Source organism: Staphylococcus intermedius NCTC 11048, assembly GCF_002902385.1.
Classification (GTDB): Bacteria; Bacillota; Bacilli; order Staphylococcales; family Staphylococcaceae; genus Staphylococcus; species Staphylococcus intermedius.
On record NZ_PPQH01000009.1, the window covers coordinates 20,598 to 46,692 of the forward strand.

Genomic DNA, 26,095 nt, shown 5'->3' on the forward strand with positions numbered 1-26,095 from the left:
AAAAGAAGATAACAAGCGTATGAATAGATTTGGAGGTACAATGAGATGGCTGAGAAAAAAGGGTTTAACTTTAATATTATCAAGAACGATCCACTTGATGGTCATAAAGGGACGAATATTGGTTCGATCAGTCTCGATAATATTGCCCCCGTTTTTATCGATATCGAAGCAGGAGAAGCCTTTATTGACATCGGTGCCATGCATGCACGTGCAGCAGTAGAACGTGGTGTGAAATGGATTACTGATAAAGAGACGGTGGATGTCGAAGGTGCGAAAGCATACTGGTTATGTTGGGTGACGACAGAGCGCGGCGAACAAGGACCGTACTATGCTGGTGTCACTGCGGCGTATTTATTAGTGAATAAAACGATTCGTCGAGGTTATAAAAGTATGCCAGAACATGTCAACATGATGGATAAATCAATGAAGCATAAAGTGATTGTGGATCATATCGGTGCAGAAAATCGCCAAATATTAGCAGATTTTCTTAAAACGCACAATCCAGACATGTGGGCCAATGCGTCAGAAACGTTACACCAAGCATTTGAGGATACAGAATAAGGCGAGACTTCATTGCAGTTTGAGTCATAACAGCTAAAGGTGACTTGATTTCTAAACAACTTGTGCGAAGTGACTTTAGAAAGGGAGTCACCTTGTGCATGTCTGTCACGTTCTCGACTCAAATCGCTCGATAAATGTGAAATTCTATCAGTTCAGCACATGTAAAATGTGTTATAATGGCAAGTATTATTTGATGAAGTAAGGTGAAAATGACCATGGAGCATAACGTCAAAATTGATGTCCATCAAATTGTGAAAAGAGATGCGCAAAAAGAGCATTTTTCACATCAAACAACGGGCCAATGGTTGAAAAAAGGTGAGGATTGGATTCGTTACCAAGAACAAATTGAAGATGCTACAGTCAATGTGACGATTAAGCTAACAGATGAAAGTGTGAAATTGATTCGTAAAGGCGATATCAATATGAACATGCATTTTATCGAAGGGCAAGATACGACAACTTTTTATGAATTACCTCATGGAAAAATGGTGATGACAGTGCATACGATGAGTATTCTACATTTTGTGACACCAGACGGCGGTAAGTTGAAAGTGCATTATGCCTTATTCCAAGGTGATGAAAAAATGGGCACCTATCAATACGAAATGAAATATAAGGAGATATAAGATGAATATTATTGATCAAGTGAAACAGACATTGATTCAAGAAATCGAAAAAAGTATTCAACAAGCCAATATTGTTGAGTCAATTCCTGAAATTAAAATCGAAATTCCAAAAGATACAAAAAATGGCGACTATGCGACAAACATTGCGATGGTATTGACGAAGCTCGCAAAACGTAACCCAAGAGAAATTGCACAATTGATTGTCGACCATTTAGATACTGAAGCGGCGCATGTCAAAAAAATTGATATTGCGGGACCGGGCTTTATTAATTTTTACCTCGATTCAAGTTATTTAAATGACGTCATCGATCAAGCTTTAGCGCAAGATACACAATTTGGTCGTGTGGCAGAACCGAAAAATGAAAAAATATTAGTGGAGTACGTGTCAGCAAACCCAACTGGTGACTTACATATCGGCCATGCCCGTAACGCAGCAGTCGGGGACACGCTATGTAATATTTTAGACGCAGCAGGTTATGACGTTACAAGAGAATACTACATTAACGATGCTGGGAATCAAATTACGAACTTAGCGAAATCAATCGAAGCACGTTACTTACAACATTTAGGTCAAGAAGCGGATATGCCAGCTGACGGCTATCACGGTCAAGACATCCAAAATATCGGTGCAGATTTAGCTGAAAAACAACCGAACTTAATGGATTTATCTGATGACGAACGTTTGAAGACATTCAGACAGCTCGGCGTGGACTACGAAATGACAAAGTTAAAACAAGACCTTGCAGATTTCAACATTCATTTCGATAATTGGTTCAGTGAAACATCTTTATATGAAAAAGGTGAAATTCAAGCCGTATTAGACCGTATGAAAGAAAATGGTTACACATATGAAAAAGACGGTGCGACATGGTTGCGTACGACGGATTTCAAAGACGATAAAGACCGTGTGTTGATTAAACAAGATGGGACGTACACATACTTTTTACCAGATATTGCGTACCACTATGATAAATTCCAACGCGGTAACGACAAATTGATTAACTTATTTGGCGCGGATCACCACGGCTACATTAACCGTTTGAAAGCATCACTTGAAACGTTTGGCGTGGACAGTGACCGTCTAGAAATTCAAATTATGCAAATGGTGCGTTTAATGCAAGATGGCGAAGAAGTGAAAATGAGTAAACGTACAGGTAATGCGATCACATTAAGAGAAATTATGGATGAAGTGGGGATCGATGCAGCGCGTTACTTCTTGACAATGCGTAGTGCGGATACACATTTTGACTTTGATATGGCACTTGCGAAAGAACAATCTCAAGACAACCCTGTTTACTATGCACAATATGCACATGCACGTATTTGTTCGATTTTACGCCAAGCAGAAGCACAAGGCTATCAAGTTAAAAAAGGTGCCGATTATCAAACAATCACAAATGATAAGGCGATTGAATTATTGAAGAAAGTCGCGGAATTTGAACCGATGATTGAAGGGGCTGCAGAAGCGAGAGCACCGCATCGTGTGACAAATTATATCCAAGACTTAGCTGCACACTTCCATAAGTTTTATAATGCAGAAAAAGTATTAACAGATAATCAAGCAAAAACACAAGCACACTTAGCATTGATTGATGCTGTACGTATTACATTACGCAATGCATTACAATTAGTCGGTGTGTCTGCACCAGAACAAATGTAAATCAAAAAAGCAACTTCAGTTCATAAAGCGCTGAAGTTGTTTTTTAAAATATGCAAAAGTAAGCGATTGTTATACAATAGACGTCTATCGCAATACGTATCATTGCACAGTAGGATGATCAATGTCATTGATGTGAGTCACAATCGGGCGTAGCACACCAAATTTATAAAAGAAAGGGAGTCCACACATGTTGCAACCTTTGATTCATGGCGTATTATTAGCTTTAGGTTTGATTTTACCTTTAGGCGCGCAAAATGTATTTGTATTTAACCAAGGTGCGAACCAAAAAAATTTTAGTAGGGCATTACCTGTCATTATTACGGCTGGTATATGTGATACTTTTTTAATTGTCATTGCTGTTTTGGGCGTCTCTCTCATATTAATATCTATGCCTACTTTACAGCTCTTAATTTATGTAATTGGATTATTATTCTTGATGTATATGGCGTGGTCTTTATGGACAGAAAAGCCTTCAAATATCAAAGAAATCGCACCAATGTCCCCGAAAAGACAAGTATTGTTTGCTTTATCTGTTTCTTTGTTAAATCCGCACGCGATCATGGACACTGTTGGAGTGATTGGAACGAGTGCCGCAGTGTATGCAGGTTATGAAAAAATAATATTTATGCTAGCAACCATTTCAGTATCGTGGGTTTGGTTTATATTATTAGCGGTGTTGGGGAGAATAATAGGAACAGTAGATAAAAGCGGTCAGTACATCGTTATTTTAAATAAGGTTTCTAGTATGGTGATATTCATTGTAGGGATGATTATTCTAAAAAACATTATAGAATTACTAAATTAGGAAAGGGGTTGGGATATAGAAAATTTTTGGTCTCAATCCATTCATAGATTTATGATTTATTAATGATTTTAAAACAGTCGAAAAATGAGGAATAATTGCACATAAAAATAGATGCTATGGATTGTCTTCATTTTAGAAACTTGCCCTCTGTTTCCTGTATTTGGAGTAAGATTGCCTGAAGGCTGAGACTCCTGAGGGTATGCGTACATACTGCTAACAGTTCCTTCTTTACTTTAATAGTGGATGATGTTTATCGCAGTAGCTGTCTGACTTCTCAATGTTTGAACTTTTGAGAAGTCTAGTCAGCCTTGCGGGGGCAGTACTACGAAATCTTTGTCGAACATGAGATTTCTGTACTGCTCCCAGAATCCACTAACGCATCAACAAATGTAACAGTTTAATCAAGCGTTAGTTAGTCGAAGGGCCAGCCCCTAGGAAAGCGAAGCCTTCAGGCAATCAAAAACACAATTCATAGCGAAAGGGCAAGTTAAATAAAATAATGTATCAATAGCATCAAAAATTTTTATCTCTTATCTTCTTTTTTATTGATAAGGTTTCGTAAATCGAATGATGGACATACTCAGTTCAAATAATAAAATCAAAGGTAAGGACAATAAAATATTTAACATGATGTCTGGTGGTGCAATCAAACTTGCCAATACGAAACAACCGAAATATACATATTTACGATATGGGCGTAACATCGTCACATCAATGAGTTCGAATTTGGCCAACCCGATAAATAAAATCGGGAGTTGAAAAATGACACCAAAGAAGAGTAGCCATCGCAGCAGTTCTGTTAAATACTGTTTAAAGCCAATCACCGGATCAATTGACATCAACTGTGACAAATTGAATGAAAACTGAATGATGAGTGGGAAAATGAGCCAGTATGCGAGTGCAATCCCTGTAATAAAAAGGACAACTGAAATCAAACTATATTTATAAATGAATTGACGTTCAATATCTTTTAACCCTGGTGCGATAAATGCCCACAATTGGTAAAACAGCACAGGTGAAACAATACATAATGTACAAAATAAGATAATCATAATGTAAATCTGTATCATTTCGGTAAAACTAAAGGCATGTAACTGCACACCATTTTGGGCGACAGCGTGTATGAACGGTCTAATCCACCAATGAGATGAAATATAGACGACAACGAGCACGATGACAAATGCGATAGCAATTTTGATCAATCGTGCTCTCAGTTCGTTAAAATGATTAAGTAACGATAACTCATTGATGTTCTTGTTTTTTAGATTTTGAACTGGGTGTGTCTAATGATTCGTCATCTTCTATAATATTTTCTGTGGCAGATTTAAATTCGCGTAACGTAGAACCAATTGCACGACCAAATTGAGGGAGCTTTTTCGGTCCAAACAAAATGAGCGCAATGACACTAATGATAATGAGACCTGTTGGACTTGCCATACCTAAAACGAATGTACTTTCTAGCATAAAAATTCCTCTTCTCTTAAATTTTTTATCCATTCACAAATTGCTTTAAAAATAAGGACGATAAATTCAATATATGAAACGTCATACCGATGGATACTTGAGTTAAAGAGGCTGAACATGCATTGTCTCAGCCTCTTTATACCTCACTGCTACTTTTTATTGCCTCTCAACGTATAAATCAATACGACAAAAATAATGAAAATGACTTGTGCCACAATCGTTTCAACAGTCGGATAGAAACCAATCCAACTGAGTGTCGGCACATGTTCTAAACCGTGTCTCGGTACAATATCTAATAATTGTAATTTTTGAATACTCATCCCAAGCATTTTGAACGCCATAACAAATAGAATGAGTGATAAAAATTTAAAAATATAATAAATAGGGATTAACTTCACAATAAAGCGATATAACAATGCAAATACAGTTAAAATCGCAAGGGCATAAACAATCCCTAAAGTAAACTGTACAGCGGTAATGTTACCAACCATACCCATGTAAAAGACAATGACTTCGACACCTTCTCTTAAGACGGTAATGAATCCAATCACACCGAGCAGGAGGAGGTTACGGTTTTGGATGGCGTTGTCATACATTGACTGCATCATTGCGTCCCAACGTTTCGCATTTGAACGTTGATGCATCCATATACCGACGATGTACATTAAGAACACAGCGACTAATCCTAGTGTTGCTTCCATACCTTCACGGAGGACACCACTATCGCCAAGCAAGCTAATAAATAAGAATGCCAGCAATAGACTGATGATTAATCCCGTTACGGCACCACTGAGCACACTCGCTGTTCCTTTTCTATCTTTCATTTGACGTGTCATCGTTGTCAATGTCATCACGATGAGTAACACTTCTAACCCTTCACGTAGAAAGATGAGCATGACATCCCAAGACGTATAACCTTGTTTACCAACCGTTTCTGCAATATCTTTGTTGATGGACGTTAATTCTTTTTTAACATCCGCTTTGTTCTCGTCATCCAATATACTTTGATAGTAGGGGATGCGATTTTCGATTTTATTATACAAACTGATGTTTTTCGTTTGAATTTGACCTTCGACATACGGCCATGTTTTGATAAATTGACTGAGAGATTGGTCCGCTTGATCCAAATCGCCTTTATCAATCGCTTGGATGGCTTTATCGAGATGTGTATTTAAATCTGTTGCGTGGTATTTACCTTTATTTTTTGATGTTGCCGCTTGGTCTGCTTGATCAATTGCTGTTTTGAAAGACTGCCAACTTGATTCAACTTTTTGCGTGTTCAACGGTTCTTTTTCAATAGCTACGCGGAGTTGCATTAAATAGACTTCAATTTGTCCGTATTGATCGACATTTTTATTTCTAATGACCGATTCATGTTTCGTCCAAATGGAATTCAGTTCGCCGTTAATTTGTTTTAATTTCTCTTGATCACTTGCTTCAATGGCCTTTGTAATCGGTGCATTTTGTTGATCAATTAAAGACTGTAACGTTTTAATTTCTTCTGTATCGTCTGATTTGTTGACTGTATTTTCATAAGCGATCAGTGTCTTCGTTAATTCTGAAAGCTGTGCCGTTTGTTTCTCAGCTGATTTAGATTGGTCTAATGCTTTTAATGCGGATGTGACCTGTTTACCTTCTTTGGATTGATCAATGTTGAGGTCGGCCACTGCTTTATCCACTTGATCAAGACTTTGTTTTTTAGCATTTTTCGATTGATTTTGATCCTGTAATGTTGACTTTGCGTCTGAAATAGCGACATACACATCACTAAAATCCTTTTCAGCAGCAGTCACAGGAGGTATTTTAGCGATGGTCATCAATAGTACAGCGATGATGACGCATTTAATTAAATAACGTTTCACCTAAATAACCTCCCTTTTTGACGCCTGGGAGAATTAAAAACAATCCAGACCCTTTATGTGTAATATATTCATTTAATTTATCTACAGAGCCTAAATTGTTTTGGATATCAATAAATTGTTGCGGATGCTTCTGGAATGAAATAAACAAAAGGCCTGCATCATAGTTTCCTGTTTTATCGTTTGTCCCACGCATATAATTATACGCACGACGTAAAATTTCAGTGTTCGCTTCTTTCGCTAGACGTGCATGCGCATCTTTTGGAATGACGTATTCACCGTGTGCGTCTTTTGCTGATAAGTCCATTTCATCAAACTCATCTTTTTTACCTAACGGCGCACCGGATGCACGATGACGTCCAAATGTCGCTTCTTGTTCTTCTAAAGCGGTGCGATCCCACGTTTCGATATGAATTTGAATCTTTCTCAATACGCAATATGTGCCGTATTTTGCCCAACCATCTTCTAGAAATACATAATCTTTGTAACCTTTTGTGTCACGCGGATTTTGCGTCCCATCTTTAAATGCCATTAAATTACGTGGTGTTTCTTTGCCTTTTCCTGAAATAAAACCTGTTTCGGACCATTTCACTTGCACGACATCAAGATAGGGACGAATTAAGTTATGAATGGCGTGGAAAGCGACTTGTGGATCATCTGCACAAGCTTGGATGAAAATATCGCCGCCGGTAATGTCTTTATCTAACTGATCATTTGGAAAGTGTGGTAAGTCTTTAAACGATTTCGGAATTTTACCGTTGAGCCCTAATTTTTGTAAAAAGTCTTTACTCACACCGAAAGTAATTGTTAATTTGTTGGCATCCAGACCGATTGCTTCTCCTGTATCGATAGGTGGGAGGAGGGTATTACTTGTCGTCTTCCCAATCGCTTCACCGTGCATCATTTTCACTGTACTCTCGGTCCAAGCTCGAAACATTTTTTGAACCGTCGTCTTATCTTTACTTTTTAAATCTAATACCACTAAATTAATGTTTTTTTGCGTCGGTGTCGTAATACCCGGTTGCACTTTACCATAAAATTGATAAGCTTGGTCTGAATCTTCTTGTGGTGTATCAAACATCGATTTAAATGAAAAAATACTGCCGACACCGCTTGCACCTATTGCGACGCCCGCACCGCCAACCCCTAACATTTTGAGGAACGAACGTCTGGAATAGGTCGTTTCATGATGGTTGTTTTCTTGTGTCATTCTGTAACCACTGCCATTTGACTTAACGGTTCACCAAGTTCATTGACTGCATTTGAGAGTTCTTTTTTCTGTGAATCGGTTAATTCAGTAAATAAAATGTAACCGTCGTCTTTTTTATATTTATCTAATAAGCCATTCACTTTATCAAATTTTGAGTTGATTTTTTGACTTAAATCTTTATCCTTTTGATCTAAAATCGGTTTGAAAAGTTCATATATTTTTTGTGCCCCTTCAATGTTGGCTTTAAAGTCATATAAATCAGTATGAGAATAAATTTCTTCTTCACCTGTAATTTTAGAAGTTGAAATTTCGTTTAGTAAGTCAACAGAGCCTTGAAGCATGAGTTTTGGCGTGATTTCCAATGTATCCGCTTTAGCACGTAATTCTTTCGCGTCTTTTAATAGCTGGTCGGCATCTTTTTTCGTTGTCTCATTAATCATTTGATCTTCATATAAAGCTTTTTCGATTTTATGATAGCCAGTCCATTCACTTTCTTTGTTTTCTTCTTTCAAGTCAGCTAAACGGGCATCAATTTTAGGGTCTAAGTCTCCAAATGATTCAGCAACAGGTTCAGAGCGCTCATAATACATACGCACATTAGGATATAATGATTTCGCTTTTTCCATATCATCATTTTTAACCGCTTGTACAAAGTCTTCAGTCCCAGCAAGGAATTGATCCAACTCTTTATCTGTGAAGCTTTTATATTCTTTAGTTGCTTTTTCTAACGCTACTTTATTTTCGGTATTTTCTTTAGATGATTGATCTTTTGATTTGTCGCTATTTTCTTGATTCCCGCAAGCAGCAAAGAGAAGTGATGATGCGATGAATACCGTTGTTAATTTTTTCATAATTTCCACCTCAGCAGTAAGATTGATTGCTATCAATTGTAGATTTTGTTCGTCATTATCAAACGTTGTATGTATGCACAAGACAACAACGGAGCCCTTGATATGTTGGAGAATATGATTTGAAAATTGTATATAATGATAAACTGTTTCTCTCAATTGATAATCATTTTCAATTAATTATATTCCGATGCGTAAACACTGTCAATACAGTTTTTAACGTATTTTATTAGATAGTATAAGAAATATAAATTTCAGTTGTTATCGCTTTCATTATCATTTGTAAAAAGGGAGGCTGAAGTCCGATTTTTGTGTCTATCTAGCTAACTTGTCATCAAGAACTCGTATTCGTTTGCAAATGCCATTCTAATGAAAAATTTTCAAATGAAATGGTTTTTAAAATTTTGTACAAAAAATCAATTTAAGACGCCAAAAAACAATGAAAAATGATAAGATAAACAAAATAAGATGAAAAGTAGGAGTGGAAGGATGAAATTCAAATGGTTCGTACCTGTGATGGTCATGGTTGTATTCATGCTCGCAGGTTGTAACTTCAATGCAAATCAGTCGAAAGAGACGGGCAAGTCTTCGGATAATGGTCCGGAACGTATTATTTCATTAATGCCAAGTAATACAGAGATTTTATATGAACTTGGGTTAGGGGATAAGGTTGTGGGCGTTTCTACGGTAGATGATTATCCAAAAGCAGTGAAAAAGAAGCAACAATTTGACGCGATGCACCTCAATAAAGAAGCGTTGATTAAAGCACAACCGGATTTGATTTTAGCACACGAATCTCAAAAAGCGTCTCAAGGTAAGGTGCTTGATGATTTAGAAGAGAGTGGTATTCGTGTTGCTTACGTTAAAGATGCCCATTCCATTGATGAAATGTACGAAACGTTTCATCAAATTGGAAAACTCACAGGCACTGAACAACAAGCAGCGCAATTAGTAATAGAAACGAAGCACAACATCCAGCAAGTCATTGACGACATTCCAAATCGAAAAAAAGCACCAAAAGTGTTCATTGAAATTGCGTCTGAACCTGAAATGTATACAGCAGGCAAAGGGACATTTATGAACGACATGTTAAAGCAACTCCATGCACAAAATGTGTTTGACGATACAGAAGGCTGGCCAAAAGTGTCTAAAGAACAAGTCATTAAGAAAAATCCAGATGTTATGATAGCGACTTCAGGCGTATCGACGGAGGATTATCGTCATATTGTTCAGCAACGTGGTGGATTCGAGGAAGTTGAAGCAGTGAAAGATGACCATGTTGTCGCATTAAATGACGATATGTTGTCACGTCCTGGTCCGCGTTTAGATGATGCGATGAAATTGTTGAGAGATGCTGTGTATGAAAAATAACTTAACGAAAGGCTTCATGAGCATCAGTGCATGGAGCCTTCTTTTAATCTTTGTCTGTGCGTACAGTTTGTTCAGTGACTTAGAGTGGGACAGCTCTTTAACAACGACACTCATTATGGAGGTACGTTTTCCTAGAACGTTGCTCGCATTATTTGCAGGCATGGGGCTCACGATAGCAGGACAAATGTTTCAAATCATCTTGAACAATCCACTTGCGGATAGCTTCACACTAGGACTCGCAAACGGTGCAACAGTGGGGGCGGCGCTGGCTGTATTACTTGGGTTGCCCTTTGTATGGATTGCCCCTTTAGCAATGGTGATGGGGATTTTATCACTAGTCGTTGTGATGACTGTTGCGTATACCATTTCTCGAGGTTACCCGACACGTTCACTCATTCTGGCAGGGATACTCATCGGTTCGTTGTTGAATGCAGTGCTATTTTTACTCGTCCAATTCAATCCTAAGCGGCTTCAAAATATTGTGGCATATATGTTTGGTGGATTTGGAGCAGCAGAATATCGGGAAGCAGTCGTTGTGATATGTGTGTTTGTCATTATCACATGCATCCTCATCATGTTGATTCCGAAAATAAAATTACTGCAATTGTACGCGCTATCCAGTGCTGCATTAGGACTGCATGTCGAACGTTTATCTATAATGGTCTTAATATTATCGACAATCATCGCTACAGTCATTATTGGCTTTGTAGGGGTCATTGGCTTTATCGGTATGGTCATTCCACAATTTGTACATCGTATGAGCCGAGGAACATTACCATTTAAAATGGCGCTCAATATTTTAATCGGTGGGTCAGTGATGGTATTAGCAGATATTTTAGGGGCAAAACTCCTTGATCCCATTCAATTGCCTGCAAGTATTGTCTTAGCGATTTTAGGTATTCCACTGATGTTTTATCTCATGATAGTTGAACGACCTTAAGCAATTGACTAATATAGTATTATATGACTTTTAAACCATAAGTAATGAGGTATACCATGGACTTAACAAACATTAAAGCAATTATATTTGATTTAGAGGGAACGTTGTTAGACCGTCAAAAATCACGTGAAAAATTTATTGAAGAGCAATACGAACGTTTTCATGATTACTTAGTACGTGTACAAGCCTCAGACTTCCGCAAAAAATTTATCGAACTCGATGACGACGAAGATCATGATAAACCTGATTTGTATAAAGAAATCATCAAGCAATTCAATATTGATCGTTTAACATGGAAAGATTTATTTAACGACTTTGAAATGCATTTCTATCGGTATGTTTTCCCATTTCATGATACAACCTATACTTTGCAAAAATTGAAGGAAGCAGGTTATAAAATTGGTGTCATCGCAAATGGAAAATCCAAAATTAAACGTTATCGTGTCTATGCGCTAGGAATCGAATCGTACGTGACACATTTAACGACTTCAGAAATGGTAGGCTTTCGAAAACCGCATCCACGCATTTATGAAGAAATCATTGAAAAATTAGACGTCGCACCTGAAGAGGTCGTATATGTCGGTGATGATGCATTGAATGACGTCGCACCCGCTCGTGCAATGGGCATGGTCAGCGTCTGGTACCGTCATGGCGAAAGAGAAGACGACATCATTCCTTTAGAATCAGAAATGGATTATGAAATTACAACACTTGAAGAATTATTAGATATTTTACATATCGAACGGGAGGCTGAAAAGTAATGCATTTATTTAGAGCATCAGATGGAACAGCGTTGAATTATCGCTCAATGGGGAAAGGTTATCCGATTGTGATGGTGCATTCGGTTGATATGAATCATACAGTCTTTGAAGAGATTGCGAAACGTTTGTCACGCTATTTTCAAGTGATTTTAGTGGACTTAAGAGGGCACGGATACTCTGACAAACCATTAGAGATTGATTTTCATGATTATAGTCAAGATTTAAAAGAATTAATGGAATTTCTGTATATTGAATGTGCGACGTTTATTGCGATTGAAATGGGGAGTGCAGTTGCATTAGACCTCGTTCAGCGTGATCCAAAGAAAGTATCAGAACTTATTTTAATCAACCCGACTGTCTCTGGAGAAAAATTACCGCATGAACGCTTATTCCGTAAATACGCTGAAACAATTCGAACGTGGAGCGATAGTGAACAAGATAAATTTTTAGAAAAACATTTATACTACGCTAAAGGAAAAGTGCGTAAGTTTCTTAAAAATGTGAATGACTCAGCCGCACTATTAACAGATTATGAGAAAAATGCGGTAGATCAGTCATTTGCAGGATTTGAACTCAATGCGCCTTTATCAGAAATACAAGTGCGTACGCTTGTCATCGCGGGTGTGGCGAATGAACGTATTGCACCAAGTGAGTCTGAAAACATTGCTAATTTAATGCCCAATGCGACATACGAATTATTTAAAAAGTCAGGCGTGTATCCATTTGTAGAAGAAAAGGAAAAATTCCTTAAAACAGTGAAGCATTTCATGCAAAGAACGACGCACAATATGGACCTGTAATCATTTTGTAATATAACTGTTATTTTATTGCAATTTAGGGTATGATGATAATAAGCACAAAATAGAGAGACAAAAGAGGAGCGTGTGCCCTATGAAAAAATTAGTCAGTGCAATGTTGATAACAGGACTTACATTTTCGGGTATTTATGCAGGTACAGCAGATGCGATGTCAGGCAATACATTAGACTCAGTGAAATCATTACAACATGGCGATCGTACAGTTGAAGGTGTGACAATTGGTGAACGGATGAGTAACGTATTTCGAGACAAAGGCCACGGTATTCATACAACAGAAGCGTATGGTCACCATCACTATTATGAATTTCACACTAAAGAGGGTGTGATGATTGTGACTGCAAATGGCGCGGGGCGAAATGCGAAAGTGACACGTGTAAGCATGAGTTACAATAAACTGAACGGTCCGAAGTATCAAGAAGTGAAAAGTCAAGTGAGCGCAAATGCGATTAAGCGCGAACATCATAACAAGGTCACAGGCGGCAGTGGTTATATTTCAGATGGCAACATAACATACCAATTTGGGTCTTCTCATCCAAAAGATCAAACATTGAAACTCTATCGTATTGATGTAGAGTGATGCATGATTGTATGGAGTGAACGCGCTCAAGCGTCTACACGCCACGTCTCACTTCTGATATAATGGTGCTATCAAATGAGACGGAGGATTTTATGAGACCTAATGATCGGACTTTACTGGAGAATGTAGAAGATTACTTTACACATAAAGGCGTATCTCCAAGTTTAATCGACGACGTTAAAGAAAATTTGAGAAAAGATATTCAAAAATCAGAAGCGGAAGATAAAGACTATATCGAATATCGTCAAAAATCTCCGGCTGAAATTATATTAACGATACAAAAGAACTTATTTATATTACAATTCAATCCAGTTGTATTTTTTATTATTAACTTTATCTTAATTTCATCGCTTTATGATAAGCAACTTGTGCCATTCGGAGCTGCAACAGGTTTATCACTTGTCTATATGCTTGTCATGTTGCCGATATCGATTATCATCTATACACGAATCATGCATAAGAACTATCTCTATCGTAATAAAATCGAGAGTTATGCAGGTGGTGCTTTAGCGATTTTAGCGCTCGTACTCATTTTAATGAATGCGTTTGATTTAAATTTAGGTATTCATGTTGTCACACAGTATGCGCATATCGTGATTGCAGTGATTGGTATGATAATTACAAGTTTTGGATTATATAAAAAGTATTTAGAGTACACGGGAATTGGCTTATTGCTGCTTCAAAAAACGATTGATGTCATTGTGGCGGATGATCAAGCGGCTCAGCTTATTTCCATTGCGATTTGGGTGATGATTTTAGTATTGATTATTTTCTATACAATCGAATTGTCAGCAAGTAAGAGAACATAAGTAAAATGTCTTCAATCGCAAATACCCTTTCGAAGTCCATTACATCTAAAAATGTGGCTTGGAAAGGGTATTTTTATAGATTGAATATGGAGGATGAGGGGGCTCAGATGATGAAATGAGACGAAAAGAAAAGTAAAACCACGCGCTGTAGTCGTACTCAAAGACACGCATGGTTTTACTTTATATTGAAACGCATGCTTGGACGCCCTCATGCGTTTCATATTTTGCCCCAAAATTACTGTGGTCTAATATCTGTAGATTTGATTGTTTCGTTAACGCGGTCTAATAAAGCATTAATTTTTTCGCGTTGCTGATCGTTAATTAAAATCAGTACCGTACGTTCATCATTTTCGTTACGGCGTTTATCGAAATATCCTTCTTGAGATAAGTTTTTAACAGCTTTAACGACTTGCGGTTGCTTATAGTTTAAGTTGTTAATGATATCTTTTAAATAATATTCCTCTTCTATTCTATAGCTTAAGTGTGTCAAAACAGCGAATTCTTCAAAACTAATCTTAAATTCCTTTTTAATCACACTTTTCAATCTATCAGCGTATGTCACCATAGATAATAACTCAAAACAATCTTTGACTCTTGTAACTGCCATTCTCATAACCTCCCATATATATTACCCTTAAACGTGTTTTGAAATATAATATATGAGATATTACATTTCAATAAAATCCCGTTAACACCTTATATTATAGCAAATGAAGTGTATATAACTCCACCCAAACGCACTAGTATAAATAATATTATATTTAATTAGAACGGAATTATTTAATATATTATATCTAATGGATGTGGATTTGTAAAATAAGACACTTCAACGTTTTACAACATTATAATGATCATAATCTTTATTTGAAGTGAGCAAGATAGGTTGTCATATATGGCCATTAATCCATTATTTGCAATTCAATAGCTGAAAATAACACCAAAAAAGCAAAAATGAATTTAATGTTGTCTTTAACATGGTTCTAAAATATTTGCATTGGGATTCTAAACAACTTTTCCATCAATAAAAACACCATTATTAATTAAAAGTTGCTTATTTATTTTATCATAAATTATTATTGCTTTGATGAATTTATACTTTTACTTATTGCAAAAGTGATTCTTTTCGGCACCGCTATATGTGAAATATATTGTGAGAAAGTACTATTTTGGAGCTAAAATATATATAAATGGATAATTATTTTGATATTAAAACAGCAAATTACAATGTAAAGAGACAGATTTTATTGAGTAGAATAGTAGGCTGATAATATAGATGGCTAAAGGCTTTATGACAGTCTCATAAATTAATGATTTTAATTATAATTATTTGTCTTTAATCAGAAAAATAGTCAAAAAGTTCTTAAATGAAAAATTAAATTTATTTACTGTTTGAATAAAATGTAAGATAAATTGTCGAATATGTGTCTGTAAAATTTTATGCAATTGCACAATAAAATAAAAGGGGGCAATCGTTATACACTTAGTGGCGCAATGATTCGAGTCGTTTAATGTAAAAATAATGTAAATAATGTTAATTTTTGATGTAGATCTATGACAAAAGCTATCTCGTATACGATTTAATTAGTATAATAAAATAATAGGTAAGCATGACCTTTAAAATCAAAGCCTTTGTCTATTTGGCGCACGTAGAAAAAAGACTGTAATGACAATGGTACAGCATATTCTGAGCTGTTTTTTTATGTCATGCCAGTGGTTGATCAATCGCTATTTGCGTTTAGAAGTTATCTGAAATAAGTATATCGTATAAATAAGTAGATCAGTAAAAATAATATGAAATAAAAAATCAGAAAATTTCTTGACATATATAGACCTTGATGCTTAGTGATACTTTATGAGTGTGTGCAATTCTTTATTTAGTTGTATCAAAATTTGAAGTGTTTAATTAATAGTTAAAGCATTATGTAGCTGTTTTTTTGCATTAATTTTCATTTTACTGAATTTTTAAATAGTAATGAACGACATTTTATTGCTGCTTATCGTATGTGTGGAATGTAAAAACTGGCTTCAAAAAATGAAGGATACATTTTTTGAAGCCAGCTGGTAAAATTGAGGTGCACTTAATTGAACTGAATGATAATGATGGCAATGATAATGAACACAAAACCTAATAATCGCTGTCTCGTAATATGGCGATGCGGCACACCGAATAGACCGAAATGATCAATGAGTAAGCCCATCATAATTTGTCCTACCATCACGGTAATCAGTGTGAATGTGACCCCAATCACAGGTGTTAAAATAATATTGGTTGTGACAAAAATAACGCCTAATGCGCCGCCGACAAAATGCCACCATTTCAACGGACCAAATTGCTCAGATGTTGCATGAATTTTAATGCGTCTGTGCAGAATCAGTGTCAAAATGATCAGTGCGGATGCACCTACAGTAAATGAAACTAAAGAGGCAAAGAATGGCGATTGGAGTGTTTGGCCTAAATGGCTATTAATTGCTGTTTGGATTGGCGGCGTAAAACCAATGATCATGCCGACCAACATCCATGGGCCATTGTGACCGCTTTGTACCATTTGTTTCGCGTTATTTTGAAGATTCATCAAAATAATGCCGATAAGCAATAGTACAATTCCAAACACTTTCAATAAATGCAACGATTGAACATCTACATTGAACCAGCCGAATGTATCAATCAAGACACTCATTAAAATTTGTCCTGTAATTGTTGTCACGACGGTTAATGAAGCGCCTATTCGTGGTAACAAAAGCATATTGCCTGTGAGATAAATCACACCCATCAAGCCGCCCACATACCAGTAATAATCAAAATGATAATATTGGAAAGCTTCGGCGGTCAACAAGTGTGGGTTGAGTACAAAATTGAGTAGCACAAGTAACAATGTACCAACTGTAAACGAAATGGCAGAAGCGTATAAAGCAGATTGTGTGTAACGGCTCAACCTGGAATTGATAGACGTCTGTACAGGGATGACAGCACCCGCCACTAAACCTAAAATAAGTAAGAGTGAAAGCATAATCAACCATCCTTATATTTAATTGTGTTATTATTATAGCAAAATGTCATTGTGATAGTGCTATATTTGATTGCAATCAATTTCATAGGAAGACACCTCCGAAAAAAGGTGTCATTCGAAACTTATTGATTATTATAAAGCAATAATAAAATGTAGTAAATCATGCATGTGAAAATGCAAAAACATCGGTAGAAACAACATCATGACTAAGAATGAAGTTAAGGAAAGTTGTGATATTTTGAAGAAACATGAAATCGTGCGTGTGATTGATGAGCATCTCTTTTTTATTAACATCGATGCGTCATCAAATCTTCAAGAAGGGCAGTATGTTGAAGTACTTAATCCCTTTAAATCTTATAAAACGTTAGCACGTATTGATGAAGTATACGAAAAATATGCGATCTGTCAAAAGTTGGGAAAGTATAAGGTTTTTTATGGTGATGAAGTGAGAATTCGCCCAAATTATCAACCGAATGTGTAAATAGAGAGAGGCATCGATGGGTGAGATATAATAGTGTGAGTAGTCTGAAATGAGGCATATCTAATATTTACGGGTTATTCACTCGAAACGATTTAAATTTAACGTAATTGGACTAAGACTGGGTTGACCTTCACTTAGTCCTTTTTTATTGATGATGCGCATGTTTGACTTAAGCATCAAGCGCATGTATAGACATGGATTGACAGTCTGTGAGGGCCATCTATCCTGAAATGTCGATTAAGTGATTCGCCACCGCCATTCGTGTGAGACGTAAAATGGTATCAATCAGGAACTTCAAAAAGTAGAGATACAATTAACAAAATAGGAAATAAAAAAGCAAGACGTTTATTGTATTTGATTATTATGGACATTATTAGGGGAAGAAAACATTATCAAAGTCACATTGTGGATGATTATTATAAATTAAAAGAGCAGCCTTATGGGAAAGCCCACAAGACTGCCGTAATAGCGAGTATCAATCGCTTATTAAAGACCATTCACTACTTGATAGTCAATGATAAATGATATGATTATCAGAAAGCACCACACTAACGAAACTATATAACCATATACGTCATAACACCTTATTCAAAAAAGTAAAAATTGGACGATCTAGTTCAGTAATGTCAATTTTAATCATTGAACCTTTGACAAATCGTAGGAATGGGACTGGGGCATTAAGTTTTCCCAGTCCCATTCAATCATGCTACGTGTTAAAACAACACAATGACAGATTTATCAACGACCTGCGCGCCTGATACTTTAACAACAGGTCCATGACTTGTTTTTAACACATTCAAAGCGACTAATTTTTCTGCTTCTTCTTGTACTAATTCTATTGTAATTGTTGTCTTAATATTCGGTAAACTTAATTTGAACGTTTTTTGCAATGCGTCTAAAAAAATAATTTCTAATGTTTTTACATTCATTGTACATGCTCCCTTTATTGAATATTTTCTGATGTCATTAATTCGATTGTGTCATACTGTTCGCCAGTCAACTTTTCGATAATTTGACTGAACGCTTTTAAATCTTCGTGTGAAGCATCTGATTTTAACTGTGTAAAACGACGAGATGCTTTCTTTGGTTTTCCCTCGGCTGATGTTGTTGTTTGCGTCAGAATGAGTGTTAAGTGATTGATGTTCATGTTTCTGACCTCCTTTCACTTTATATATCGAAATGGAGTGCTTAAAATCACACCCTAAAAAGAAAAAATTTTGTGAAAGTTGTTTCATGTTACTTAAATATAGTTTATAATGATATAAGAAACATAAGGGAGGGGAAACGAGTGAATTGCGTGGATCCAATTCGTGAAACTAAAGATATTCACAGGATGTATGATTTTTTACAATCCCATTCAATGCGTGATTATTTGTTTTTTAAGTTCGCGATTCACACTGGCGTTAAGTTAGTGGAATTATTAAATTTAAGCGTCGATCAAATGATGAATGATGATGGGACGGTCATTGAAAAGTGGATGATGTCTCAAAATCAAGAAATTGGTGTGCGTATTCCTGACGAATTAAGGGAAGAGTTAAAAGCGTATATTGAAGCCGAAGCGTTGGTGCAAACGGATTTAGTATTTCGCTCTAAACGTACACAGAAGGGATTAAGTCGACAACAGGCCTATCGTATTATTAACACAGCAGCACAACAATTAGGCATCGAACATATTGGCTTGACCACTTTGAGAAAAACTTTTGCTTATCATGCATATCAATCAGGTATTACAATTTCAATGATTCAAAAGTATCTTGGTCATCAAACGTCACATGAAACAATGAAATTTATCGGTGTTTCTAAAGAAAAAATGGATACGACAATCGCTTTAAACCTATAAAAATAGAAAAAAGGAGGCGTGATGATGCTTAGCGGTTTGTTTCTCATTTTAATTGGCATTATGGGTGCACTCGTCATCTCGATGCAATGGCAGACCAAACGTTTACCAAATTGGATTGCGTTGCTTGCACCTGTAATTTCATCAATTATTTTTATACTTTATACTCCTCAAGTTTTAAATCATCAGCAAATCGTTGAAACAATTCAATGGTTCCCTGCACTAGATATTAACCTCATTTTGCGCTTAGATGGACTCGGTCTCTTTTTTGCGCTATTGATTTCACTCATTGGTGTTGCTGTATTTTTCTATGCGACACGCTATTTATCACATCAACATGATAATCTACCTCGTTTTTATTTGTATCTTGTCTTATTTATGTTCAGTATGTTGGGGATTGTGCTTTCAGATAATACCATCATTCTTTATATATTTTGGGAATTGACGAGTGTATCATCATTTTTACTTATCAGTTATTGGTACGACACCTCAGAAAGTCAAAAAGGGGCAGTGACGTCCTTTATGGTGACTGTTTTTGGTGGTTTGGCAATGCTCGTTGGATTTATCATGCTGTATTTCGTGACAGGAACGAATGTCATTAGCGAACAGCTCAGTCAACGTCATGACATTGCAGAACATCCATTATTTATACCTATTATGTTGTTACTCTTGCTCGGTGCGTTTACGAAATCCGCACAGTGGCCATTTCATTTTTGGTTACCGAAAGCAATGGCAGCACCTACACCAGTAAGTGCTTTTCTACATTCAGCGACGATGGTAAAAGCAGGTATCTACTTGTTACTCCGCTATACGATGTTGCTCGGCTTGAGTGATACCTACAGTTATGTGGTAACAGGTGTTGGCTTACTTACGATGATTTTCGGATCAATCACAGCGATTAAGCAATATGATTTAAAAGCCATTCTTGCTTATTCCACAATTAGTCAGCTTGGGATGATGATGTCAATGGTCGGTCTCGGCGGTGGCATTGCTCAAGCGACAGACTCGCATATGATTGAGATTTATGCGTATGTGCTGTTTGCTGCGATTTTTCATTTATTCAATCATGCCTTGTTTAAAGGAACGTTATTCATGGGTGTTGGCTTAATCGACCACGAAACAGGCACGCGTGATATTCGAGAACTAGGTGGTTTGAGACGGCATTTGCCTGTGACCATGGTTGTCATGTTTGCGGCCTCATTAGCGATGGCAGGGGTCCCACTGCTTAACGGTTTTATCAGTAAAGAGATGTTTTTCGAAAGTTTAATCGAAGCACATCATTTAAGTGCGTTTAATGTACCACTGATGGTTGTTATTGCGTTTATTGGATGGTTGGCAAGTATTTTTACTTTCATTTATTCGATGTATTTAATTAAAGCAACCTTTTTCGGAGAGTTGCGCTTACAACGTCATGTGCATGAACCGCGTCTAATGATTTTACCTGCGACTGTGTTGGCAATATGTTTACCTCTTATCTTTATCGTGCCACAGTGGGTAGGGACACACGTGATTACACCAGCATTTAGAGGTGTTGTACATGCAGATGCAATCGTCCAAACAGCACCGCATCTCGTCCAATGGCATGGCTTTAATCTCGCGTTATTGATGAGTCTTGCAGTCATTGTCATCGGTACTGTAGGTGTGTTTCTCGTTGATCGTACACGCAAACGCTTTTTCTCTGATAAAGAAAGTGCTTTATCGGTTGAAAACATTTTCCAATCATCATATCAATCCATGGAACATGTTTCAGGTTATGGCTTACGTCACTTGATGAACAATCGACTCAATTCATACATTATTGTAACGTTACTCATCTATGTCGCTATTAATGTGTATGGGTTGATACGTGTAGGTGTACCGAAACTGTATGATATCGAAGTGACGGATTACCACATTTTCCATATTCTGTTACTCGTGACGGTTGTCCTCATTGGTTTTGCACTGATTTTTATTCGTCAACGTTTAACAATGGTGATTTTAACAGGCGGCATCGGCTATATTGTGACATTATTTTTCATTTTAATGCGCGCACCTGATTTAGCATTGACGCAATTAGTGACTGAAACAATTACAACAGTATTATTTATTGTGAGCTTTTCAAGATTACCCAATGTGCCACGCGGCAAGTTTAACTTGAAAAAAGAATCAGTAAAAATCGCGGTGTCACTCATGACTGCAGTGACAGTGGTCAGTTTGATATTTATGGTTCAACAAGCGAACGCATTAGAAACGATTTCCGTATTTTACCATGATGCATATGAAAAATCCGGTGGTAAAAATATTGTGAATGCGATTTTAGGAGACTTTAGAGCGCTAGATACGTTAGCAGAAGGTTTGGTACTGATTATTGCAGGATTAGGTATTTATACGTTACTTAACTATAAAGATAGGAGAGGTCAAGATGAAAGAGAATGATTTAGTCCTTAAAACAGTCACACGCATTGTCATATTTATCATTTTAACATTCGGCTTTTACCTCTTCTTGGCAGGGCATAACAATCCAGGAGGCGGCTTCATTGCAGGATTGATTTTAAGTTCTGCGTTTATCTTAATGTTTTTAGCTTTTGATGTTGCCAAAGTGTTAGAAGCGCTGCCCATCGATTTTAGAAAGTTAATGATTATCGGCGCCCTCGTTTCTTTAACAACTGCAATTGTTCCTGTGTTTTTCGGCAAGAATATTTTGTATCAGGCCGATTGGTACGTCCAATTCCCGTATTTTGGTGAAGTCCACATTTCTACCATAATGTTTTTTGAAGCGGGCATCACATTAAGTGTTGTTGGCGTTGTTGTCACAACCATTCTTTCGTTGAGTGGAGGGAAATCATGAATATTATATTACTCCTCGTCATTGGTTTTTTAGTTTTTATCGGAACATATATGGTGTTATCTAAAAACTTAATACGTATCGTTATCGGAATTGCGATTTATACGCATGCAGGTAATTTAATCATTATGAGTATGGGCGAGTACACGCCTCAAAAAACTGAACCATTAATTGTGGAAGGGCATCAAAATTTTGTTGATCCATTGTTACAAGCGATTGTGTTAACAGCGATTGTCATTGGTTTTGCGATTACCGCCTTCTTACTCGTATTAGTATATCGTACGTTTAAAGTGACAAAAGAAGATGAAATTGATGTCTTAACTGGAGGTGAAGATGATGAATGATAATTTATTAGCTGTTCCGATTCTTGTGCCTCTCATATGTGCTTTGTTTCTAGTCATTTTGCATCGTCAAGTGCGTTTATCTCGACGTCTTGCGTTAGGTGCATTATTGATTTCGTTTATCGTCTCATTGATGATGTTAATCGACGTTTTGAAACATGGTCCGATAACGTTGGACTTTGGTGGTTGGAAAGCGCCGTTTGGGATTCAATATGTAGGGGATCCATTAAGTCTGATATTAGTCACGACAACATTTTTAGTTGTTTTCATGATCGTTGCATTTGGTTTTGGACGTGGTGAAAAACGTGCCAGTCGCTATTATTTACTGTCCTTTATCTTATTTTTAACAACAGGGGTCGTCGGTTCATTTTTAACGGCAGACTTATTCAATCTATACGTCATGTTTGAAATTATGTTATTGGCATCGTTTGTACTCGTGACACTCGGTCAATCTGTAGAACAACTTCGTGCGAGTATCATTTACGTCGTCTTGAATGTGATAGGTTCATGGTTCTTCCTTGTTGGGATTGGTTTACTTTACCGTCAAGTCGGAACGTTGAACTTCACACATATTGCGGTAAGAGTTCAAGAATTAAATGATCCCACTGCAATTCATCTTGTTGCGATGTCATTCATTGTTGCATTTGGCTCGAAAGCTGCGTTAGTCCTCTTTATGTGGTTGCCTAAAGCGTATGCGGTATTGAATACAGAACTTGCTGCATTGTTTGCTTCATTAATGACGAAAGTAGGAGCCTATGCATTAATTCGATTCTTTACACTTATTTTTAATCAAAGCAGTGATTTAGTAGAACCCTTACTGATTGTCATGGCATGTCTAACGATGCTCATCGGTGCGGTTGGAACGATTGCTTATAGAGATATTAAAAAGATTGCAGCCTATCAAGTCGTTTTATCGATTGGTTTCGTCATATTTGGGCTTGCGACAAACACATTTTATGGTGTAAATGGTGCGATATTCTATTTAGTTAACGACATGATTGTAAAAGCATTATTGTTTTTCATTATTGGCATTATTGTTTATACGACTGGTTATCGACAATATCGACATTTGAAAGGACTTGCCAAAAAAGAACCGTGGCTGGGTGTCGCTTTTATCATTGTCACACTCGCAATTGGTGGTGTACCGCCATTCAGTGGTTTTCCCGGGAAATTATTGATTTTCATGGGTGCAATTCAACATCAACATTACATTAGCTTAACATTGATGATTTTAACGAGCTTAATCGCAATGTATAGTTTATTCCGTGTCTTCTTTTATATGTACGCGGGTAATGATGCGAAAGGCGCAGAAGTTGATTATAAGCCGATTAGAGCGAATCGTAAGGCAATTGTCATGTTTATGACAGGTGTTACATTAGCAATGGGACTTTTTGCGCCAATGATTTATAAAGTGACGGAACAAGCGACAAATTTATCAATGGACGTTCAGCAATACGAAAAAATGGTGAATCCAGAACTGCGAGGTGGCAGTTAGATGAGACAAATAGGTTTGAATGTCATGATTGCGTTTTTATGGGTGCTATTCCAAGATGAAGATGCTTTCCGACTCACGACTTTTGTAACAGGTTATATTATCGGTATTGTGGTCATCTATATTGTGCATAAATTTTTCGATCAAGAATTTTATCCGAAAAAAATCTGGGTATCGATTAAGTTCCTGGCTGTTTATTTATTTCAATTATTGACAGCTACGATTTCAATTGCGAATTACGTGCTTTTCAAAACAAATCAAATGGACCCAGGATTAGTCACATATAAAACACAATTAGACAAAGATTGGGAAATTACGTTTCTAACGATTCTTATCATTATTACGCCGGGATCAACAGTCATTCGTGTGAATCGTGAACCGAGTATTTTCTTGATTCATGCGATTGATACGACTGAAAAAGAGAAAAAGAGCTTACTCAAAAGTATTAAACAATATGAGGAATTAATCGTGGAGGTGACGAAATGATTGAGCAATTAACGCAATTCTTTTTATCAAGTGCATTAGTAATTTTTGCAATTTCGTTAGTCGTCGTATTATTTCGTCTTATCAAAGGGCCAACTACTGCGGATCGTGTTGTCGCTTTTGATGCCATCAGTGCGATTTTAATGTCGACAGTAGGGGTGCTCAGTCTATTATTTGAAACATTTTCATTTTTAGACTCGGTATTGCTCATAGCGATTATTTCATTTTTAAGCTCGGTCACAATTTCCCGTTTTATCGAAGGAGGCAATGTATTTCATGGCGATGACAAATGATATCATTGAACTTTTAGCAGCCTTTCTTGTATTCGCGGGAAGTATTATTGCATTAGTGAGTGCCATTGGTTTAGTGCGGTTTAAAGATGTGTTTTTACGCATCCATGCAGCGACCAAGGCTTCGACAGCAGCAGTGCTGTTGACACTTGTCGGCGTATTTATCTACTTTATCATTGCACAAGGTTATTACAGTGTACGGACGTTGTTAGCATTAGTATTTATTAATATTACTGCACCCGTGGGCGGCCACCTTATCTCAAGAGCGGCATACCGCACAGGTGCCTATATGTATCAAAAAAATGCCTATCAACAAAATACAGATTTGAACCAAGCAGATTTGGATGAAGAAGCCAAAAGACAAATGCGAATCGAAAAACGTGCCAAGCGCCGTAAAAGTATTTACTCACGATTAGATAAAGATGAATCTTAGGTAAGATATACAAAACCCCCTCTCTATGAATTGAAGTCGAAACTTTATATCATAGAGAAGGGGATTTTTTATAGCATTTCCCTTTATTTAAGATGTAGGACGTATTATAAATAGCAAGAATCAGCCCTTGCAATCATCCCCCTTCATCCAAAGAAAGGGGATTAGATGTGGATGAGTATTAATGATGAATTGTTTTCAAAGATTATCTTACTCATTTCGACAAGCGTCACTTTCAAAAGATTGTCGAACGATACTTTACTTAATACATGGGCTTGACTGATGAGATTGCAGCCAGGGCAAGACTCCTGAGAACATGGGAATATAACGCAAAAATCCCCCTCTATGGAGAAGAAGTGAAAAACTTCAGTATCATAGAGAGGGTTTTTTAAGAATTCACTTCAGTTGAGATAGGGTACTTGTATGAAATTGCAAGAATCAGCCCTTGCACATAGTATAGCTGTCATCGTAAAGATTACAAATCTGGGCGAGACTCCTGAGGGATTAGCTGAGCCGGAAAATCCACCAACGCCTCAACCAATGTAACAGTTCAATCAAGCGTTGGTTAGTTGAAGGCTCAGCCCCTAGGAACGCGAGCCC

28 protein-coding genes and 1 pseudogene are annotated in these 26,095 nt (G+C 36.9%); 20 read left to right on the forward strand and 9 right to left on the reverse strand.

All coding sequences use genetic code 11. The annotated features are described in order from the left end of the window. Nucleotides 1–45: 45 nt before the first annotated feature. From CD138_RS02070 to CD138_RS02085, 4 genes are all read left to right on the forward strand, one after another. Nucleotides 46–561, forward strand: a complete 516-nt coding sequence (locus tag CD138_RS02070; protein ID WP_019167176.1) for a YwhD family protein — start codon at nucleotides 46–48, stop codon at nucleotides 559–561. Between the two features lie 215 nt (nucleotides 562–776). Beyond that, nucleotides 777–1,187 (forward strand): YwiB family protein, encoded by a 411-nt coding sequence (locus tag CD138_RS02075; RefSeq protein ID WP_019167175.1) that lies wholly within the window; start codon nucleotides 777–779, stop codon nucleotides 1,185–1,187. A 1-nt stretch (nucleotide 1,188) separates the two neighbouring features. Then, nucleotides 1,189–2,847 carry an arginine--tRNA ligase gene (gene argS, locus CD138_RS02080; protein WP_019167174.1) on the forward strand — a complete coding sequence of 553 codons (1,659 nt, stop codon included), beginning with the start codon at nucleotides 1,189–1,191 and terminating at the stop codon, nucleotides 2,845–2,847. Nucleotides 2,848–3,034: 187 nt separating this feature from the next. Continuing rightward, on the forward strand, nucleotides 3,035–3,652 hold the full coding sequence (locus tag CD138_RS02085; protein ID WP_019167173.1) for a LysE/ArgO family amino acid transporter: 618 nt from the start codon (nucleotides 3,035–3,037) through the stop codon (nucleotides 3,650–3,652). A 542-nt stretch (nucleotides 3,653–4,194) separates the two neighbouring features. Here CD138_RS02085 and tatC read toward each other — a convergent pair. From tatC to efeO, 5 genes are all read right to left on the reverse strand, one after another. Further along, entirely contained in the window at nucleotides 4,195–4,902 is a 708-nt protein-coding gene (gene tatC / locus CD138_RS02090) for a twin-arginine translocase subunit TatC (protein ID WP_081583064.1), read from the reverse strand. Beyond that, complete coding sequence (locus tag CD138_RS02095) at nucleotides 4,895–5,116, reverse strand: twin-arginine translocase TatA/TatE family subunit (RefSeq protein ID WP_019167348.1); 222 nt, start codon at nucleotides 5,114–5,116, stop codon at nucleotides 4,895–4,897. The genes tatC and CD138_RS02095 overlap by 8 nt, the downstream gene beginning before the upstream one ends. 149 nt (nucleotides 5,117–5,265) lie before the next feature. After that, nucleotides 5,266–6,978: an FTR1 family protein gene (locus CD138_RS02100; protein WP_019167347.1), complete on the reverse strand. Its 1,713-nt coding sequence runs from the start codon at nucleotides 6,976–6,978 to the stop codon at nucleotides 5,266–5,268. Then, a complete protein-coding gene (gene efeB / locus CD138_RS02105) occupies nucleotides 6,959–8,185 on the reverse strand; it encodes an iron uptake transporter deferrochelatase/peroxidase subunit (RefSeq protein ID WP_019167346.1) in 1,227 nt (408 codons plus the stop codon). The genes CD138_RS02100 and efeB overlap by 20 nt, the downstream gene beginning before the upstream one ends. Next, on the reverse strand, nucleotides 8,182–9,036 hold the full coding sequence (efeO, locus tag CD138_RS02110; protein ID WP_019167345.1) for an iron uptake system protein EfeO: 855 nt from the start codon (nucleotides 9,034–9,036) through the stop codon (nucleotides 8,182–8,184). The genes efeB and efeO overlap by 4 nt, the downstream gene beginning before the upstream one ends. Nucleotides 9,037–9,522: 486 nt before the next feature. On the opposite strand from efeO, the gene CD138_RS02115 reads away from it, so the two are divergent. The 6 genes from CD138_RS02115 (at nucleotide 9,523) to CD138_RS02140 (ending at nucleotide 14,309) form a co-directional block, all read left to right on the forward strand. Next, complete coding sequence (locus CD138_RS02115) at nucleotides 9,523–10,404, forward strand: ABC transporter substrate-binding protein (protein WP_019167344.1); 882 nt, start codon at nucleotides 9,523–9,525, stop codon at nucleotides 10,402–10,404. After that, entirely contained in the window at nucleotides 10,394–11,344 is a 951-nt protein-coding gene (locus tag CD138_RS02120) for a FecCD family ABC transporter permease (RefSeq protein WP_019167343.1), read from the forward strand. Before CD138_RS02115 ends, CD138_RS02120 begins: the two co-directional genes overlap by 11 nt. A gap of 56 nt (nucleotides 11,345–11,400) precedes the next feature. Continuing rightward, the gene (locus CD138_RS02125) at nucleotides 11,401–12,105 is read left to right on the forward strand and encodes an HAD family hydrolase (RefSeq protein WP_019167342.1); all 705 of its coding nucleotides are present in this window, start codon (nucleotides 11,401–11,403) and stop codon (nucleotides 12,103–12,105) included. After that, the gene (locus CD138_RS02130; RefSeq protein ID WP_019167341.1) at nucleotides 12,105–12,905 is read left to right on the forward strand and encodes an alpha/beta fold hydrolase; all 801 of its coding nucleotides are present in this window, start codon (nucleotides 12,105–12,107) and stop codon (nucleotides 12,903–12,905) included. Before CD138_RS02125 ends, CD138_RS02130 begins: the two co-directional genes overlap by 1 nt. Before the next feature lie 91 nt (nucleotides 12,906–12,996). Further along, nucleotides 12,997–13,500 (forward strand): SA0570 family protein, encoded by a 504-nt coding sequence (locus CD138_RS02135; protein WP_019167340.1) that lies wholly within the window; start codon nucleotides 12,997–12,999, stop codon nucleotides 13,498–13,500. Nucleotides 13,501–13,592: 92 nt separating this feature from the next. Continuing rightward, nucleotides 13,593–14,309 (forward strand): hypothetical protein, encoded by a 717-nt coding sequence (locus tag CD138_RS02140; protein ID WP_019167339.1) that lies wholly within the window; start codon nucleotides 13,593–13,595, stop codon nucleotides 14,307–14,309. A gap of 235 nt (nucleotides 14,310–14,544) precedes the next feature. Here the strand turns inward: CD138_RS02140 and sarA are convergent, their stop codons facing one another. After that, on the reverse strand, nucleotides 14,545–14,916 hold the full coding sequence (sarA, locus tag CD138_RS02145; RefSeq protein WP_014614657.1) for a global transcriptional regulator SarA: 372 nt from the start codon (nucleotides 14,914–14,916) through the stop codon (nucleotides 14,545–14,547). A gap of 1,471 nt (nucleotides 14,917–16,387) precedes the next feature. Beyond that, nucleotides 16,388–17,317: a DMT family transporter gene (locus CD138_RS02150; RefSeq protein WP_019167338.1), complete on the reverse strand. Its 930-nt coding sequence runs from the start codon at nucleotides 17,315–17,317 to the stop codon at nucleotides 16,388–16,390. A gap of 202 nt (nucleotides 17,318–17,519) precedes the next feature. On the opposite strand from CD138_RS02150, the gene CD138_RS02155 reads away from it, so the two are divergent. Together CD138_RS02155 and CD138_RS02160 are read left to right on the forward strand one after the other, a co-directional pair. After that, nucleotides 17,520–17,798: a hypothetical protein gene (locus CD138_RS02155; protein WP_019167337.1), complete on the forward strand. Its 279-nt coding sequence runs from the start codon at nucleotides 17,520–17,522 to the stop codon at nucleotides 17,796–17,798. Nucleotides 17,799–18,065: 267 nt separating this feature from the next. Beyond that, nucleotides 18,066–18,323 (forward strand): annotated as a pseudogene (locus tag CD138_RS02160) (transposase); the annotation flags it as partial. A gap of 188 nt (nucleotides 18,324–18,511) precedes the next feature. On the opposite strand, the gene CD138_RS02165 reads toward CD138_RS02160, so the two are convergent. Both CD138_RS02165 and sroA read right to left on the reverse strand, forming a co-directional pair. After that, the gene (locus tag CD138_RS02165; protein WP_019167335.1) at nucleotides 18,512–18,727 is read right to left on the reverse strand and encodes a DUF2922 domain-containing protein; all 216 of its coding nucleotides are present in this window, start codon (nucleotides 18,725–18,727) and stop codon (nucleotides 18,512–18,514) included. A 14-nt stretch (nucleotides 18,728–18,741) separates the two neighbouring features. Further along, nucleotides 18,742–18,945, reverse strand: coding sequence for a sigS mRNA-stabilizing protein SroA (gene sroA / locus CD138_RS02170; RefSeq protein ID WP_019167334.1), 204 nt, complete (start codon nucleotides 18,943–18,945; stop codon nucleotides 18,742–18,744). Between the two features lie 141 nt (nucleotides 18,946–19,086). Here sroA and CD138_RS02175 point away from each other — a divergent pair, with 141 nt between their 5' ends. From CD138_RS02175 to CD138_RS02210, 8 genes are read left to right on the forward strand one after another with little or no spacing between them, the layout of a single operon-like run. Then, on the forward strand, nucleotides 19,087–19,638 hold the full coding sequence (locus CD138_RS02175) for a tyrosine-type recombinase/integrase (protein WP_019167333.1): 552 nt from the start codon (nucleotides 19,087–19,089) through the stop codon (nucleotides 19,636–19,638). Nucleotides 19,639–19,659: 21 nt separating this feature from the next. Then, nucleotides 19,660–22,050 carry a DUF4040 family protein gene (locus CD138_RS02180; protein WP_019167332.1) on the forward strand — a complete coding sequence of 797 codons (2,391 nt, stop codon included), beginning with the start codon at nucleotides 19,660–19,662 and terminating at the stop codon, nucleotides 22,048–22,050. Further along, nucleotides 22,037–22,462: a monovalent cation/H+ antiporter subunit B gene (locus CD138_RS02185; RefSeq protein ID WP_019167331.1), complete on the forward strand. Its 426-nt coding sequence runs from the start codon at nucleotides 22,037–22,039 to the stop codon at nucleotides 22,460–22,462. The genes CD138_RS02180 and CD138_RS02185 overlap by 14 nt, the downstream gene beginning before the upstream one ends. Beyond that, on the forward strand, nucleotides 22,459–22,803 hold the full coding sequence (gene mnhC2, locus CD138_RS02190; protein WP_019167330.1) for a Na+/H+ antiporter Mnh2 subunit C: 345 nt from the start codon (nucleotides 22,459–22,461) through the stop codon (nucleotides 22,801–22,803). The genes CD138_RS02185 and mnhC2 overlap by 4 nt, the downstream gene beginning before the upstream one ends. Continuing rightward, nucleotides 22,796–24,295, forward strand: a complete 1,500-nt coding sequence (locus tag CD138_RS02195) for a Na+/H+ antiporter subunit D (RefSeq protein WP_019167329.1) — start codon at nucleotides 22,796–22,798, stop codon at nucleotides 24,293–24,295. Before mnhC2 ends, CD138_RS02195 begins: the two co-directional genes overlap by 8 nt. Continuing rightward, entirely contained in the window at nucleotides 24,296–24,778 is a 483-nt protein-coding gene (locus CD138_RS02200; protein ID WP_019167328.1) for a Na+/H+ antiporter subunit E, read from the forward strand. It abuts the gene before it with no gap. Then, nucleotides 24,775–25,068 carry a monovalent cation/H+ antiporter complex subunit F gene (locus CD138_RS02205; protein WP_019167327.1) on the forward strand — a complete coding sequence of 98 codons (294 nt, stop codon included), beginning with the start codon at nucleotides 24,775–24,777 and terminating at the stop codon, nucleotides 25,066–25,068. The genes CD138_RS02200 and CD138_RS02205 overlap by 4 nt, the downstream gene beginning before the upstream one ends. Then, complete coding sequence (locus CD138_RS02210; RefSeq protein ID WP_019167326.1) at nucleotides 25,052–25,498, forward strand: Na+/H+ antiporter subunit G; 447 nt, start codon at nucleotides 25,052–25,054, stop codon at nucleotides 25,496–25,498. The genes CD138_RS02205 and CD138_RS02210 overlap by 17 nt, the downstream gene beginning before the upstream one ends. Nucleotides 25,499–26,095 lie beyond the last annotated feature (597 nt).